Raw genomic sequence first — 17,023 nt, forward strand, 5'->3', positions numbered from 1 at the left:
GAGATCGTGGAAGACGTGATGTACGAATGCAGCGGCGCGATCAGGCGTCGCCGGCGAGTACCTGGGCGATATGCAGCACGCGCGTCGTCGTATCGCCGGTGCGACGCAAGCGGCCTTCGATATTCAGCATGCAGCCGAGATCGCCCAGCACCACCGCCCCCACACCGCTCGCGCTGATGTTCGCGCATTTCTCATCGACGATCGCGGTGGAGATGTCGCCATACTTCACTGCGAACGTCCCGCCGAAACCACAGCAGTGCTCGCAACCCTTCATTTCCGTAACGGGTACGCCGACCTGCGCGAGCAATGCGCGCGGCTGTGTCTTGACGCCCAGTTCACGCAGGCCCGAACACGAGTCGTGATACGTCACTGCCCCCTCGAAACCGACGTCCGCCAGTTCGATCTTCGCGACATTGACGAGGAAGTCGGTCAGCTCGAACACCTTCGGTCGCAGCCGGTTGTAGCGGTTCATCAACTCGGGATCGTCGCGGAACAGATCGCCGTAATGCGCGCGGATCATGCCGCCACACGATCCAGAGGGAATCACGAGATAGTCGAACTGCTCGAACTCGCGTACCGCTTTTTCCGCGAGATCGCGCGCGATGCGGCGCTCGCCCGAGTTGTAAGCCGGTTGTCCGCAGCAGGTCTGTGCGGGCGGCACGATCACCTCGAAGCCAGCGCGTTCGATCAGCTTGATCGTCGAGAAGCCGATTTCCGGGCGCATCAGGTCGATCAGGCAAGTGACGAACAATCCGACTCGCATGGGGCCTCCTTCGGGGGAACGTTGCCGATTGTGCTTTGTTTGATACGCGATGATACGCGACACCCGTGGCGGACATACACGCGAGAGGGACCGCGCAGATTGGAATGCCGCCTCGGATGGCGTTCGCTTTTTTCACCATACGAGATACAATCAATTTCCGCTGTTTGACGCGTCAACTGATTATTCTCCATGAGCGAAACGAACCCGGATCCCAAGACTTCGATCCAGGTGATCGAGCGCATGATGCGCCTGCTGGATGCCCTCGCGGCGCACAGCGACCCGGTCAGCCTGAAAGAACTTGCGCTGCGCACCGAGCTGCATCCTTCCACGGCGCACCGCATCCTCAACGATATGGTCACGTGCCGGCTGGTCGATCGCTCGGATCCGGGCACCTATCGGTTGGGCATGCGGCTTCTCGAACTCGGTAATCTGGTGAAAGCGCGTTTGTCGGTGCGCGATGCGGCGTTGATGCCGATGCGCGAACTGCATCGGTTGACCGGGCAAACGGTCAATCTGTCGGTGCGCCAGGGCGATGAGATCGTGTATATCGAGCGTGCTTACTCGGAACGCTCCGGCATGCAGGTGGTGCGCGCGATCGGCGGACGTGCGCCGTTGCATCTGACGTCGGTCGGCAAGCTGTTCCTCGCCGCGGATGAAGCCACGCGCGTACGCGCCTATGCGACCCGCACCGGTCTGTCAGGCCATACGCAGAACAGCATCACCGATCTGACCAAACTCGAACGCGAACTGACCCACGTGCGGCAACATCTGTACGCACGCGATAACGAAGAGCTGGAACTGGGTGTGCGCTGCATCGCTGCGGGCATCTACGACGATACGGGCAAGCTCGTTGCTGGGCTTTCGCTGTCGGCCCCTGCGGACCGTCTGCAGGATTCATGGCTCGGTCAGGTCAGCAAGACGGCGTTTGTTATTTCCGAATCGCTCGGCTATCACGTGGACGCAGCGCAAAAAACTCACAACCTGCACGGCCACGCGCAACATCCCGCCTGATTGATCTGGCGCAACCTGCTGCTTCAAGTAAAAGAGCCTCGCGATTGCGAGGCTCTTTTACTTGAAGCATGTCTAACCGACGGCCTGGGCCGTACCGGTATGAGGTGCTCAGGTACCCGTACCGCCGGCATCCGCGCTGGTAATCCGCGCTTCGCCGCCATTGTCGAGCCACGTGCGCAGGCGCACCGCATCTGCGAAACGCGAGTACTTGCCCGAGGAATCGAGCAGCACCATGATCATCGGACGGCCGTGGATGTTCGCCTGCATGACGAGGCACTCACCTGCTTCGTTGATGAAGCCGGTTTTCTGCAGACCGATATCCCACGTCGAATTACGCACCAGCGCATTCGTGCTGCGATACGCCAGCGTACGTCTGCCGGTGAACACGTCGTAGCTGCGATCGGTCGAGAACTCGCGGATCATCGGATATTGATAGGCCGCATTGACCATCTTCACGAGATCGCGCGCACTCGACACATTCTGGCTAGTCAGACCCGTCGAATTTTCGAAATGCGTGTCGGCCATGCCAAGCGCTTTCGCCTTCGCATTCATTGCCGCGAGGAAGCCAGGGCGACCGCCCGGGTAGTAGCGCGACAACGCGGCTGCGGCGCGGTTCTCCGACGCCATCAGTGCAATGTGCAGCATGTCTTCGCGCGACAGCACCGAACCGACCGACAGACGCGAGCCGGTGTTCTTCTCGTAGTCGCGGTCTTCATCGGTGACTTCGATCTGCTCGGTCATCGACGCTTTCGAATCGAGTACGACCATTGCAGTCATCAGCTTGGTGATCGACGCGATCGGCACGACGGCGTGGGAATTCTTGTCGAAGAGCGGCTCAGCCGTATTCTGGTCGACGACGTAGGCGACACTGGAGCGCAGCGCGAGCGCATCGGGCGTGTCGTGCAGACCGAATGCCTGACCGACGGTGGGCGGACGCGGCTCGAATGCGACACGCCGGACCACGCCGTGGTGGCGGCCGTTCATCGAATAGGCAACGCGCCGTTTCTTCGCGACGACGCGCGGCGCGTCATCGTCGGCTTTGGCCGCCGCAGTCTTCATGGCGGTTTTGGACGAACGCGCAGCAACCTTACCGTTAGCAGCCTTGCCGGCCACGGGCGCCACCTTGCGGGTCGCCTTGCCGGTTTTGGATGCCTTGGAAGATTGAGCCTGAGTCGCGGTCGACGCGGCAAACGCGTCGACAGGCGCAGCGAACGCCGCAGCGATGACCGCCGAGGCAGCCACCGACAGCGCCATGCTGAAGGCCGCGCCGTGGATCACTTTAAGCGACGAAAACAGGTTGGTTTTCATTGGTGTTCTGAATGGAGCGGCAGGAGTTTTCCGCAAGTGTAGTAAAACCGCGAAAAATTAGCAATATTAAGTACTTATCCGTTCTCGTTAAACCTAGATGTAAGGATTGATTGAGAAAAGCGAATAAGTTCCTTGTTCAATCGAAAAAAACGATCGCGTGGACCGGTCCAAACTGGGCACCGATTCCGGCTTCCGGCTTAACGGCCGTTCCGGCAAACACTTGATCAGGGGAAACACGGTCAGACATCGGGTGGGCCGCTCAACTGCCTTGTCCAGCATGCCTTGGCGGCCTGAAACAGCGCCATCGCGTGTTAAATGACTGCTGTAAAACAGCACGACGCGCGTTCGACTTCGCGTGCAAGTTAACGTTCCATGACAGTCGCCGGTTTACGTCGATCGAGGATTTTATGCCGTTTGTCGAATATTCGTCGGCAACGCACCATAAAGTAGCCATCGAAGGCTGTCAGCATTCGCACCGCCCCAGTGCAGACGCGGCTTCCAGCCGCATCATCAATCTCAGATGCAAGCCGCATAACGCATTGTTTTATCGGCAAATTCTCGATATTGTGCGACGCACAAAAAGTACTTGACATCCATTGCGGCCGTCCTAAAATGGGAACCATTGTTGCGATGCACAAACCCTGCACCAAACGGTGCATGACCCAAATGTGTGCCGCAATTATCCAGTTCTTGTCGTTAACCCCACACGGTCTGCGCCCGACGGCCGTAATCCAGGAGTATCAAACATGAGTCTGCTGACCCCCGAGCAATTCGCCGCTGCCCAGAAAGCTAACCTCGAAGCGCTGTTCGGCCTGACGTCGAAAGCATTCGAAGGCGTTGAAAAGCTGGTCGAACTGAACCTGCAAGTCGTGAAGTCGACGCTCGCAGAAAGCCAGGAAAACGCCCAGCGCGCGCTGTCGGTGAAGGACGCTCAGGAACTGCTCGCGCTGCAAGCCAGCCTGGCACAGCCGGTCGCTGAGAAGGTTCTGTCGTACGGCCGTCACCTGTATGAGATCGCATCGGCTACGCAAGCTGAATTCGCCCGTGTTGCTGAAGCGCAATACGAAGAACAGAATCGCAAGGTGCAAGCACTCGTCGACAACGTCGCGAAGAACGCACCGGCCGGTTCGGAAACCGCTGTCGCCGTGATCAAGTCGGCTATCACCGCCGCTAACACGACGTACGAAACGGTTCACAAGGCAACGAAGCAAGCTGTCGAACTCGCTGAAAGCAACTTCAACGCGGCAGCAGCCGCTGCCCAGAAGGCCACCACGCAAGCAGCTGCTCAAGCTTCGCGTTCGGCAAAGAAGACTGCCTAAGAGCTTTATGACTGCGCGTTAAACCGCGCAGTGCAAGTCCTCTCGCGGTAGTAAAAAACCGGCGCACCCCGCAAAGGGTGCACCGGTTTTTTTTCGCCTGTTTTTACGCCTGTTTTGCGCCCTTCCCCATCGAGGTTCGGGCGTTTCACACCGTCGCGTTACTTCTTCTTTTGCGGCGGCAGATCGGTACAGACACCTTCGTACAGTTCAGCCGCCATGCCCACCGATTCGCCGAGCGTCGGATGCGGATGGATGGTCTTGCCGATATCGGTGGCATCTGCACCCATCTCGACCGCGAGGCAGACTTCGCTGATCAGGTCGCCGGCATTCAGACCGACAATTCCGCCACCGATCACGCGATGTGTCTCTTCATCGAAGATCAGCTTCGTGAAACCTTCATCGCGACCATTCGCGATGGCGCGACCCGATGCGGCCCACGGGAATACAGCCTTGCCGTACTTGATGCCTTCGGCCTTGCACTGCTCTTCGGTCTTGCCGGCCCATGCCACTTCCGGATCGGTGTAGGCCACCGACGGAATCTGCAGTGCGTCGAAGTAGGCTTTCTCGCCGTGTGCCGCTTCGGCTGCGACGTGTCCTTCGTGCACGGCCTTGTGCGCAAGCATCGGCTGTCCGACGATATCGCCGATCGCAAAGATGTGCGGGACGTTCGTGCGTAACTGTTTGTCGACGTCGATGAAACCGCGGTCGGTTACTGCAACACCGGCCTTGTCGGCACCGATCTTCTTGCCGTTCGGGCTGCGGCCCACTGCAACCAGGACGAGGTCGTAGCGTTGCGGTTCGGCCGGAGCCTTCTCGCCTTCGAACGACACGTAGATGCCGTCCGCTTTCGCTTCGGCGGCCGTGGTTTTCGTCTTCAGCATCACGTTGGCAAAACGCTTGCTGTTGTACTTTTCCCAGACCTTCACGAGATCGCGGTCCGCGCCGGCCATCAAACCGTCGAGCATTTCGACGACGTCGATCTGCGAGCCGAGCGTGGCATAGACCGTGGCCATTTCCAGACCGATGATGCCGCCGCCGATCACCAGCATGCGCTGGGGAATCTGCCGCAGTTCGAGCGCGCCGGTCGAATCGACGACGCGCGGATCTTCCGGAATGAACGGTAGTTTTACTGCCTGCGACCCGGCCGCGATGATCGCCTGCTTGAACTTGACGACCTTCTTGCCGCCTTCGGCGACGACTTCGATATGGTGCGGATCGACGAACGTACCGACGCCCGTCACCACTTCGACCTTGCGCGCCTTCGCCATGCCGGCGAGACCGCCGGTCAGCTTCTTGACGACGCCCGACTTGAAGTCACGCAGCTTGTCGAGATCGATCTGCGGCTTGCCGAACGTGATGCCGTGCGAGCCGAGTGCCGCCGCTTCGTCAATGACGAGCGCGGTGTGCAGCAACGCCTTCGACGGGATACAGCCGACGTTCAAACACACGCCGCCGAGCGTCGAATAACGTTCGACGAGTACGGTCTTCATGCCGAGATCGGCGGAGCGGAATGCTGCCGAATAACCGCCAGGGCCAGCGCCGAGTACGAGCATGTCGCATTCGACGTCGGCAGTGCCTGAAAAGCTACCGGCTTGCGGCGCGGGCGCTGGTGCGGCTGCTTTCGGTGCCGCGGTTTGCGCGGCACTCGTCGCAGCCGGTTTCGCTGCGGCCGCTTCCGGTGCCTTCGCCGGCGCAGCCCCAGATACAGCCGACGTTTCCACCATCGCGATCACCGTACCTTGCGACACCTTGTCGCCCGGCTTGATGCGCACTTCCTTCACGGTGCCGGCGGTATCGCTCGGCACTTCCATCGACGCCTTGTCCGATTCGAGCGTCAGCAGCGACTGCTCTTTCTCGATGACGTCGCCGGGCTTGACGTTGACCTCGATGACATCGACATCCTTGAAGTCACCGATGTCCGGTACTTTCACTTCGACGAGACTCATAGTGTCCCCTTCTCCTGTTGATCGCGATCGATCGGACCGGCGCGCGAAGCGCGACCGGAGCCACCATTAGCGGCGCTCCGGTCGTACCGGTCATCCATCGACAATCAAAGAATCACACGCCGGAAATCGGCAAGAATAGACGCCAGATACGCATTGAACCGCGCAGCTTCCGCACCGTCGATCACGCGATGATCGTACGACAGCGACAACGGCAGCGTGAGGCGCGGCACGAACTGCTTGCCGTCCCACACTGGCTTCATCGCACCGCGCGACAAACCGAGAATCGCGACTTCAGGCGCGTTGATGATCGGCGTGAAATTCGTTCCGCCAATCCCACCCAGCGATGAAATCGAGAAGCAGCCGCCCTGCATCTGATCCGGCTTCAGTTTGCCTTCGCGCGCGGCCTTCGACAGATCGGCCATTTCCTTCGCGACGTCGACGAGCCCCTTCTTGTCCGCATCGCGGATCACCGGGACCATCAGGCCGTTCGGCGTGTCGGCGGCAAAGCCGATGTTGTAGTACTGCTTGAAGACGAGGTTGTCGCCGTCGAGACTCGCATTGAACGTCGGGAATTTCTTCAGCGCCGATACGCACGCCTTGATCACGAACGCGAGCATCGTGAACTTCACGCCGGCCTTTTCGTGTTCCTTGTTCAGTTGCACGCGCAACGCTTCGAGCTCGGTGATATCCGCTTCGTCGTTGTTCGTGACGTGCGGAATCATCACCCAGTTGCGATGCAGGTTCGCACCCGAGATCTTCTTGATACGCGACAGCGGTTTCGGATCGATCGGACCGAACTTCGTGAAGTCGACCTTCGGCCACGGCAGCAGATTCAGCTCGCCGCCGCCCGCGGCAGCCGGTGCGCTCGCAGCCGGTGCCGCGCGCTGACCGGTCATCACGCCCTTCACGAAGGCAGTGACGTCGTCCTGCGTGATGCGGCCTTTCGGGCCAGTGCCCTGCACGCGCGATACATCGACGCCGAGTTCGCGTGCGAACTTGCGTACCGACGGCGATGCGTGGCTTGCGTGCGCGCCGCCTTCGCTGGCCGGAATAGACGGTGCCTGAGCGAGCGCCGACGGTGCGGCCGGTGCTGCTGCGGCCGGCTTCTGTGCGGCTGCGGCAGGTGCCGGAGCTGCTGCCGACGCTGCCGGTGCAGCAGCAGGTGCAGCCGCCGCGCCCTCGCCTTCGAGCAACACAATCACGGAGCCTTCCGACACCGAGTCGCCTACCTTGACCTTGATTTCCTTAACGATGCCGGCGGCCGGACTCGGCACGTCCATCGTTGCCTTGTCGGATTCGAGCGTAACGAGCGACTGTTCCTTCTCGACACGGTCGCCGACTTTCACGGCCACTTCGATTACCGGCACGTCCTTGTAATCGCCGATATCGGGTACCTTCACTTCCTGAACGCCGCCACCGCTCGCGGCCGGTGCCGCCGGCGCTGCGGCAGGAGCAGCAGCGGGTGCCGATGCAGCAGCAGCCGCACCATTCACCTGCGCAGGCTTCGCTGCCGCTTCCGCACCATCGAGCACGACAATCAGCGTGCCTTCGGACACGGTATCGCCGAGCTTGACCTTCACTTCCTTCACCGTACCCGATGCCGGGCTCGGTACATCCATCGTCGCCTTGTCGGATTCCAGCGTGACGAGCGACTGCTCTTTCTCGACGGCATCACCCGCCTTCACCAGCACCTCGATCACAGGAATGTCCTTGTAATCGCCGATGTCCGGCACCTTCACTTCGATCGCTTGACTCATTGTGGGTGTCTCCTGGGCCGCGCGCGCCTCTCCCATGCGGGGAGGCACGCGCGATGCACGCGGGGGGTGATGCCTTAAACGGTCATCGGGTTGGGTTTGGCGGGATCAAGGTTGTACTTCTTGAGCGCATCGGCAACGACCTTGCGCTCAATCGTACCTTCGTCGGCCAGCGCGTTCAGCGCGGCGACGGTGACCCAGTAACGATCGACTTCGAAGAAGTGACGCAGCTTTTCGCGCGTGTCCGAGCGGCCGTAGCCATCGGTGCCCAGCACGACGAAGCGTTGCGGCACAAACGCGCGAATCTGCTCGGTCAGTGCACGCACATAGTCGGTCGATGCGATGACCGGACCTTGCGCGCCCTTGAGCAGCTTCTCGACGTGCGACACCTTCTTTTCTTCGCTCGGGTGCAGCAGGTTCCAGCGCTGCACTTCGTGGCCTTCGCGCGCGAGTTCCGTGAAGCTCGGCACGCTCCACAAGTCCGCAGCGACGCCCCAGTCGTTCTTCAGCAGGTCGGCGGCGGCGATGACTTCGTTGAAGATCGTGCCGGCGCCCATCAGTTGCACGTGCGGCGCCTTCGACTCATCCGCCTTGCGGAACGCGTACATGCCCTTGATGATGTCCGCAGCCACGCTCTCGCCCTGCGGGATCGCCGGGTGCTCGTAGTTCTCGTTCATCACCGTGACGTAGTAGTACACGTCTTCCTGGTCCTGCACCATGCGGCGCAGACCGTCCTGCATGATCACCGCAAGTTCGTAGCCGAAAGTCGGGTCGTAGCTGATGCAGTTCGGCACCGAAGCCGCCCACAGCAGCGAGTGGCCGTCTTCGTGCTGCAGACCTTCGCCGTTCAACGTCGTGCGGCCAGCGGTGCCGCCCAGCAGGAAGCCGCGCGAACGCATGTCGCCCGCAGCCCACGCCAGATCGCCGATGCGCTGGAAGCCGAACATCGAGTAGAAGATGTAGAACGGAATCATGATCTCGCCGTGCGTCGAATACGACGTCGCGGCCGCGATCCAGTCCGACATACCGCCGGCTTCGTTGATCCCTTCCTGCAGGATCTGACCGGTTTCCGATTCACGGTAGAACATCAACTGGTCGGAATCTTCCGGCACGTACTTCTGGCCGTCCTGATTCCAGATGCCGATCTGACGGAAGAGACCTTCCATACCGAACGTGCGCGACTCATCCGGCACGATCGGCACGATGCGTTTGCCAAGCGCCTTGTCCTTCAGCAGGATGTTGAGGATCCGCACGAACGCCATCGTCGTCGAGATCTCACGGCCTTCGCCAGTGCCCTTTAGCAGCGGCTCGAACACGTCGAGTGCCGGCACCGGCAGTGACTCCGCCTTCTGGCGGCGGGCCGGCAGATAGCCACCCAGTTCCTGGCGCCGCGCGCGCATGTACTCGAGTTCCTTCGAACCTTCTTCGAACTTGAGATACGGCACGTTGACGAGATCTTCGTCGGAGATCGGCAGACGGAACTGATCGCGGAATTTCTTCAGCTGATCGACGTGCAGCTTCTTTTGCTGGTGGGTGATGTTCATCGCCTGGCCAGCTTCGCCCATGCCGTAGCCCTTGATCGTCTTCGCGAGAATGACGGTCGGCTGGCCTTGCGAATTCGACGCTTCCTGGAACGCCGCGTAAATCTTGTGCGGGTCGTGACCGCCGCGGTTCAGATTCCAGATGTCATCGTCGGACCAGTCGGCGACTAGCGCCTTCAATTCCGGCGTGTTGAAGAAATGCTCGCGCACGAAAGCGCCCGACTCCGACTTGTACGTCTGATATTCGCCGTCGACGACGTCCATCATCCGGCGCATCAGCACGCCCGAGCGATCGCGCACGAACAGCGCATCCCAGCGGCTGCCCCAGACGACCTTGATCACGTTCCAGCCGGCACCGCGGAATTCGCTTTCCAGTTCCTGGATGATCTTGCCGTTGCCACGCACCGGACCGTCCAGACGCTGCAGGTTGCAGTTGATCACGAACACGAGGTTGTCGAGCCGCTCGCGGCCGGCCATGCCGATCGCGCCGAGCGATTCCGGTTCGTCCGTTTCACCGTCGCCAAGGAACGCCCATACCTTGCGGCCTTCGGTCTTCGCAATGCCGCGCGCCTGCAGGTACTTCATGAAGCGCGCCTGATAGATCGCCATGATCGGGCCAAGGCCCATCGACACGGTCGGGAACTGCCAGAAGTCGGGCATCAGCCACGGGTGCGGATACGACGAGATACCCTCGCCGCCCACTTCCTGACGGAAGTTATCGAGCTGGTTTTCCGTCAGACGGCCGAGCAGGAACGCGCGCGAGTACACACCCGGCGACGAATGGCCCTGCACGAACACGAGGTCGCCGCCATGCTCAGGCGACGGCGCATGCCAGAAGTGGTTGAAGCCGACGTCATAGAGCGTAGCAGCCGACGCAAACGATGCGATATGGCCGCCGACGTTCGTGTCCTTGCCCGCCCGCAGCACCATCGCGATGGCATTCCAGCGCGTGTACGAACGGATGCGGTGTTCGATGTCCTGGTCGCCGGGGATGTTCGCCTGACGCGCGACGGGAATCGTATTGATGTAGGGGGTGTTTGCCGAGAACGGCAGGTGTTCGCCGTGTACACGGGCGAATTCAATCTGTTTTTCGATCAGGTAATGCGCGCGGTCGGGTCCGATCGCGGAAATCACGCCATTTAGCGCTTCAAGCCATTCGCCGGTTTCCTGTGGGTCGTCGTCTTTCTCGGCGGCGACATATTTCATGACTTCGTCGGGTACAGCGGACATGCTTGTCTCCTGAATTAAAGGAATGCTCTTCGGACAGACGACGCGGACACGCCTCACCCGCGGCAGCTAGCTTTGCGCCGATTGTAATGAGTCGCCCGATGTCCGCGCAACAAAATTTTCAAATTACGAGACGCATTCTCACAATGCGGAAAATTGTTGCGGCGCACCTTGAATTGACTGCTCCCTGATCGATACGTCGGGTAGTTTGCTCCGATCAAGAGCAGTTTCAGCGTTTTTTTGCAGCATTTGCGCCCGACCCGCTGAGCTACAATGCCGCAATGTTGACCGAACGGCTTTTCGCACGCTCGGCGCGACCGTCCGGTTCGCCGGCGGACTCGTCGCCGTCCCGCTGGCACCACGGACCGTGGTGGTCGAACTCCTATTTGCTGACGCCGCTCCTGTCGATCCTGGTGTTTCTGATCGTCATGAGTCTGATTCTGTGGAGCCTGAACCGGCGCGAACAGCAGCAGCAGGAGGACACGCTCTATCGCAACGTGGCGTGGGCCCAGCAACAGATCCGCCTGTCGATGACCGGCGCACAGGAACAGATCCAGGCGCTGTCGCGCGACCTGGTCGCTGGCCACGCCGATCCGCATTCGTTCCAGGTATCCACCACCGACATCATGCAGGGGCATCCCGAGATCCTCTACATGAACTGGTACACGAGCCAGCAGCAGCCGCGCTGGCCCAACACCGCGCTGCCGCTGTTCGGCCAGCGCCTTGCCCGACCCAACGACACGCAGATGGACGAGGCCGTCAAAGCCGCGTTCGCCGATGCGCGCAACTCGCGCCGCCAGGTCTATTCGCCGCTTATGTACGACGACGTCGGCAACGGTTATCTGACGCTGCAGACACCGGTCTATCGCGACCGCGAATTCCTCGGCACGATCGCTGCGGTGTTTTCGATCGAAGGCATCCTGAAGCACGACATCCCGCCCGAGCTGTCCGCGAAGTACAAGATCTCGATCATCGACGTCAACAACCGCGAGCTCGCCACGACTTCATCGCGCCCGCGCCTGCCGCGCGACGTCTACTACGACCTGCCGCTCGACCCACCTGGCCAGGGCGTGTCGGTGCGCGTGTATTCGTTCCCGCAGATGACCAACTTCACGAACAACACACTCGTGTGGCTGGTCGCGGGGCTGTCGTGTTTCGTGCTGTGGAGCCTGTGGAGTTTGTGGAAACACACGCGGCAGCGCTTCGAGGCGCAGCAGGCACTGTATGCGGAAGCGTTCTTTCGCCGGGCGATGGAAAATTCGGTGTTGATCGGTATGCGCGTGCTCGACATGCACGGCCGCATCACGCACGTGAACCCCGCGTTCTGCCGGATGACCGGCTGGGACGAAACCGATCTGGTCGGCAAGAACGCACCGTTCCCGTACTGGCCGCGTGACGCGTACCCGGAAATGCAACGCCAGCTCGATATGACGCTGCGCGGCAAGGCGCCTTCGTCGGGGTTCGAGTTGCGGGTGCGGCGCAAGGACGGCTCGCTCTTCCATGCGCGTCTGTATGTGTCGCCGCTGATCGACAGTTCGGGCCGGCAGACCGGCTGGATGTCGTCGATGACCGACATTACCGAGCCGAAACGCGCCCGCGAAGAACTGGCCGCCGCGCACGAACGCTTCACCACCGTGCTCGAAAGTCTCGATGCCGCTGTGTCCGTGCTGGCCGCCGACGAAGCCGAATTGCTGTTCGCCAACCGCTATTACCGCCACCTGTTCGGCATCCGTCCGGACGGCCATCTGGAACTAGCGGGCGGTGGTTTCGACAGCGGCGAAGCGTCGTCGGATTCGATCGACATGGTCGATGCCTACGCCGGCCTGCCCGCTGCGGCGCTGACCGAAAGCACCGCGGATGCGCAGGAAATCTACGTACAGAGCGCCCAGAAATGGTTCGAAGTGCGGCGCCAGTACATCCAGTGGGTGGACGGCCATCTCGCGCAGATGCAGATCGCTACCGACATCACGACCCGCAAGCAGGCGCAGGAACTCGCGCGCCAGCAGGACGAAAAACTGCAGTTCACGAGCCGCCTGATGACGATGGGCGAAATGGCGTCGTCGCTTGCGCACGAGTTGAACCAGCCGCTCGCCGCCATCAATAACTATTGCTCAGGAACCGTCGCACTGGTTAAATCTGGTCGGACAACTCCCGACAACCTGCTGCCCGTGCTCGAAAAGACCGCCCAGCAGGCCGTCCGGGCCGGCATGATCATCAAGCGGATCCGCGAATTCGTGAAACGCAGCGAACCGAAACGCCAGGCCACCCGTGTCGCGGACATCGTCGCGGACGCAGTCGGCCTTGCTGAAATCGAGGCCCGCAAGCGCCGCATCCGCATTGTCAGCGACCTGCGTTCGCGGTTGCCGGTCATCTATGTCGACCCGGTATTGATCGAGCAGGTGCTGGTCAACCTGCTGAAAAACGCCGCCGAAGCCATGCACGATGCACGGCCCAATGCCGTGGATCCGGTCATCCGCATCGTCGTGCGGCTCGATAGCGGTTTTGTCTGCATCAGCGTCGTCGATCAGGGTCCGGGCGTCGACGAAGCGATGGCCGAGCGTCTGTTCGAACCGTTCTACAGTACGAAGTCGGACGGCATGGGCATGGGGCTCAATATTTGCCGTTCGATCATTGAATCGCATCGCGGCCGTCTGTGGGTGGTGAACAACGTCGAGTCTGACGGCCACATCACGGGCGCGACCTTTCACTGCAGTCTGCCCATTGGGGAGCCTGACGGCCCGAGCAGCGGCGGGTACGAGGCGCCGACACCACAAACCGTTACGGGAGAGCCATGAATACCCCAGTCACCACACAGGAAACCGTCTTTGTTGTCGACGACGACGAGGCCGTGCGAGATTCGCTGCGCTGGCTGCTGGAGGCGAACGGTTACCGCGTGCAATGCTTCTCCAGCGCGGAACAGTTCCTCGATGCATGGCACCCCGCGCAGCATCCAGGACAGATCGCGTGTCTGATCCTCGATGTGCGGATGTCGGGCATGAGCGGCCTCGAATTGCAGGAACGGCTGATCGCCGACAACGCATCGCTGCCGATCATCTTCGTGACCGGCCACGGCGATGTGCCGATGGCCGTCTCGACGATGAAAAAAGGCGCGATGGACTTCATCGAAAAACCGTTCGACGAAGCCGAACTGCGCAAGCTCGTCGAGCGCATGCTCGACAAGGCGCGTAGCGAAAGCAGCAGCGTCCAGCAGCAGCGCGCAGCCGCCGAGCGACTCGGCAAGCTGACGGCGCGCGAGCACCAGGTGCTTGAACGGATCATCGCGGGACGGCTGAACAAGCAGATTGCCGACGACCTCGGCATCAGCATCAAGACCGTCGAAGCGCATCGCGCGAACATCATGGAAAAGCTCAACGTCAACACGGTCGCCGATCTGCTGCGACTCGCGCTGTCGAACAAGCCGCAAGCGGCGCAATAACGCTACGGCGTTGCACGGTTGACCGGCACGGGCCGGACCTCATCGGTCCGGCCTTGTTTTTTGCGCGCACGTCGGTCGCGCTGGTCCTGCCGATCCCGCTATCGACACACGCGCATACGCAGCGCCACCGCCCATTCCCGTCGACACACATCGGTATAATGGCGCTCTTCGCGCAGGCGCCGTTTCGACGCAATTTCTGCGCTGTGTGCTTTCCACGATCCGACCGGTTCATGCGTAAGCGCGCCATGACGTTCACCCTGCCGTGCATTCCGAAGCCCAATCTGACCCGACCATGACAGCCACCTTGATCGACGGCAACGCCCTTTCCAAGACCCTGCGCGCCGACGTCGCCACGCGCGCCGCCGCCCTCACCGCTCGCGGTCATCAGCCGGGGCTCGCCGTCGTGCTGGTCGGCGACAATCCGGCCAGCGAAGTGTATGTGCGCAACAAGATCAAGGCGTGCGAGGACAACGGCCTGTTCTCCTCGTATGACCGCTATCCCGCGACGCTCTCCGAAGCCGATCTGCTCGCGCGTATCGACGCACTGAACCACGACCCGAAGATCCACGGCATTCTCGTGCAGTTGCCGCTACCGCCGCATATCGACAGCCACAAGGTCATCGAGGCGATCGCGCCGGAGAAGGACGTCGACGGCTTTCACGTTGCAAACGCCGGTGCGTTGATGACCGGTAAGCCGCTGTTTCGTCCATGCACGCCGTATGGTGTGATGAAGATGTTCGAAGCGCATGGCATTGCGCTGAGCGGTGCGAATGCGGTGGTGATCGGACGCTCGAACATCGTCGGCAAGCCAATGGCGTTGCTGCTGCTCGAAGCGGGCGCAACCGTCACGATCTGCCATAGCAAGACCCGTGATCTCGCCGCGCACACGCGCGCCGCCGACGTGGTCGTCGCAGCAGTCGGCAAGCGCAATGTCCTGACCGCCGACATGGTAAAGCCCGGTGCGACGGTGATCGACGTGGGCATGAATCGCGACGACGCCGGCAAGCTGTGCGGCGACGTCGACTTCGCGGGTGTGAAGGAAGTGGCCGGCTATATCACGCCGGTGCCGGGCGGCGTCGGTCCGATGACGATCACGATGTTGCTCGTCAATACGATCGAGGCGGCCGAGCGCGCCGCGGGTCAGGCGTAAGTCAGCTCACGCAGAAGCGCTCCACGACATATCAGTTCAGAGCGGTATCGCGCGACGCAATTGCGTTGTGTGTACCGCCTGCGCCGTTCACACTCATCCCTCGCCGCGCAATATGCCACCGGCACCATGCAAGCGCTGGCCGCTCCACGCCGTGCCACGACAACATCGCGCACACCATGATCAGCGGCGCAGCAACCGCTAGCGCGGCAAGATGATCCAGTTGCGGCGCAACCGCCGCGACACATTGCTGGATCGCGAAACCATACAGATAGATCCCGTACGAATAATCGTGCCGCGGCACCCAGCGACGCAGCAACGGCGTCGTGCCGACCCATAGCACCGCATACACAAACGCCAGGTAAAACAGCGGCTGTGCGGCGGCCGTGTCGTGAAAGACCAGAAAGACACCGATCAGTCCAAGCGCAGCGATACCGTCGATACGAACGCGCTCGCGCAATCCCACCAGCAACATGCCAAGCATGAAGAACGGTTCCGGCCAGAACGAATAGCCGCCCGGCTTTTCAGCGAAATCACGCAGGCCGATCTGAAGCGGATCGAAATGCACGTGCAGACCAAACACGACGAGACCGAGTAGCGCGGCGATGACAATGCCGCGGTTCGTCGACAGCAGCCCTGCTACGCCGGTGACCAGCACGATCGCGTAGCAGCGCACTTCAAGTGGCAACGTCCAGAGTGGAGCGCACACATCGGGGCCGAACCGGTTGTACTCGAACACGCCCGGTAGCACCCAGCCGCGTTTTAGAACGAGCGTCGAGAAGTTGTCGAGATTAGCCCACGTCGCGTGCAGACGAAAGTACGTGGACAACGGCAGCGTTGTGAACAGCGGCCCGATTGCGAACACCGCAAACAGCGATCCGGCGGCGACCGCGGGCCAGATCCGCGCGATCCGCAGCGCGACGAAGCGCAGCGCCGAGCGCTGGCGTACGAAGCTCGTCGTGACGAGCATCCCGCTCAACAGGAAAAAAGCGTAGACACCGAAACTGCCCGCACCGTCGAATCCAAGCGATGCCGCAACCGGGTCGTGCGTGCCATCTGGGGACTGGATCAGGAACGAATGCGAATACACCACCGCAATGGCGGCACACAGGCGCACGAGATCGAAATTATTCCCGTTGCGCGACAGCGAATGCGAAAGCAGATTCATCGCGATGACGAATGTCGAAGGTTGATTACCGATGCGAGGCGGATGAACAGGCAGGCCGGCGAACCACGCGGCACTGGACGAGCGATGCCGCCACAATGCGTCAAATGCGCCACCGGGACGGTGCGCTCGCCCACAATTGCGTCGATGCAGCGGCTTCTCGCGCGAGCGGCGGAAGGCCTGGTAAGGGTGACCAGGCGGGCCTGGATATCGCCGCCACGGAACCGCCCGGCCAAAGTTCTGGTAATTTGTTCCGTAGGCGGACTGGAATCGCCGCGCGGCGCCCCCATACTGTTGGTTGTGGGCGCGCGTGGGCCGCTTCCATGCGTGGGCTGGTCGCCCGCCTGCTCCAGTGGCGCGGCCTTACCTGGTGCATCGTTTGCTGCACCGCTTGCCGCCGCGCCCG

The 17,023-nt window shown here is 61.4% G+C and carries 11 protein-coding genes; 5 read left to right on the forward strand and 6 right to left on the reverse strand.

What is annotated here, in order from left to right; translation table 11 throughout:
- Positions 1 to 40: 40 nt before the first annotated feature.
- Entirely contained in the window at positions 41 to 763 is a 723-nt protein-coding gene (locus tag BWP39_RS02620; RefSeq protein ID WP_096716823.1) for a (Fe-S)-binding protein, read from the reverse strand.
- Between the two features lie 189 nt (positions 764 to 952).
- Between BWP39_RS02620 and BWP39_RS02625 the strand changes: the two genes are divergently transcribed.
- Entirely contained in the window at positions 953 to 1,774 is an 822-nt protein-coding gene (locus BWP39_RS02625; protein ID WP_096716824.1) for an IclR family transcriptional regulator, read from the forward strand.
- 108 nt (positions 1,775 to 1,882) lie between these two features.
- On the opposite strand, the gene pbpG is transcribed toward BWP39_RS02625, so the two are convergent.
- Positions 1,883 to 3,082, reverse strand: a complete 1,200-nt coding sequence (pbpG, locus tag BWP39_RS02630; protein ID WP_096716825.1) for a D-alanyl-D-alanine endopeptidase — start codon at positions 3,080 to 3,082, stop codon at positions 1,883 to 1,885.
- 746 nt (positions 3,083 to 3,828) lie between these two features.
- Here pbpG and BWP39_RS02635 point away from each other — a divergent pair.
- Complete coding sequence (locus tag BWP39_RS02635; RefSeq protein WP_096716826.1) at positions 3,829 to 4,401, forward strand: phasin family protein; 573 nt, start codon at positions 3,829 to 3,831, stop codon at positions 4,399 to 4,401.
- A 158-nt stretch (positions 4,402 to 4,559) separates the two neighbouring features.
- Here the strand turns inward: BWP39_RS02635 and lpdA are convergent, their stop codons facing one another.
- The 3 genes from lpdA to aceE all read right to left on the reverse strand — a co-directional run bounded on the left by lpdA (position 4,560) and on the right by aceE (position 10,872).
- Positions 4,560 to 6,347, reverse strand: a complete 1,788-nt coding sequence (gene lpdA / locus BWP39_RS02640; protein ID WP_096716827.1) for a dihydrolipoyl dehydrogenase — start codon at positions 6,345 to 6,347, stop codon at positions 4,560 to 4,562.
- A gap of 104 nt (positions 6,348 to 6,451) precedes the next feature.
- Entirely contained in the window at positions 6,452 to 8,104 is a 1,653-nt protein-coding gene (gene aceF / locus BWP39_RS02645) for a dihydrolipoyllysine-residue acetyltransferase (RefSeq protein WP_096718471.1), read from the reverse strand.
- A gap of 74 nt (positions 8,105 to 8,178) precedes the next feature.
- Positions 8,179 to 10,872 carry a pyruvate dehydrogenase (acetyl-transferring), homodimeric type gene (aceE, locus tag BWP39_RS02650; RefSeq protein ID WP_096716828.1) on the reverse strand — a complete coding sequence of 898 codons (2,694 nt, stop codon included), beginning with the start codon at positions 10,870 to 10,872 and terminating at the stop codon, positions 8,179 to 8,181.
- Between the two features lie 278 nt (positions 10,873 to 11,150).
- Between aceE and fixL the strand changes: the two genes are divergently transcribed.
- From fixL to folD, 3 genes are all read left to right on the forward strand, one after another.
- Positions 11,151 to 13,664, forward strand: a complete 2,514-nt coding sequence (gene fixL / locus BWP39_RS02660; protein WP_096716829.1) for an oxygen sensor histidine kinase FixL — start codon at positions 11,151 to 11,153, stop codon at positions 13,662 to 13,664.
- Positions 13,661 to 14,305, forward strand: a complete 645-nt coding sequence (gene fixJ / locus BWP39_RS02665) for an oxygen response regulator transcription factor FixJ (protein ID WP_096716830.1) — start codon at positions 13,661 to 13,663, stop codon at positions 14,303 to 14,305. The genes fixL and fixJ overlap by 4 nt, the downstream gene beginning before the upstream one ends.
- A 292-nt stretch (positions 14,306 to 14,597) precedes the next feature.
- Entirely contained in the window at positions 14,598 to 15,455 is an 858-nt protein-coding gene (gene folD / locus BWP39_RS02675) for a bifunctional methylenetetrahydrofolate dehydrogenase/methenyltetrahydrofolate cyclohydrolase FolD (protein ID WP_096716832.1), read from the forward strand.
- A 31-nt stretch (positions 15,456 to 15,486) separates the two neighbouring features.
- On the opposite strand, the gene BWP39_RS02680 is transcribed toward folD, so the two are convergent.
- Positions 15,487 to 16,620 (reverse strand): acyltransferase family protein, encoded by a 1,134-nt coding sequence (locus tag BWP39_RS02680; protein ID WP_096718473.1) that lies wholly within the window; start codon positions 16,618 to 16,620, stop codon positions 15,487 to 15,489.
- Between the last annotated feature and the right edge of the window lie 403 nt (positions 16,621 to 17,023).

Source organism: Paraburkholderia acidicola, assembly GCF_002362315.1.
Taxonomy (GTDB): Bacteria; Pseudomonadota; Gammaproteobacteria; order Burkholderiales; family Burkholderiaceae; genus Paraburkholderia; species Paraburkholderia acidicola.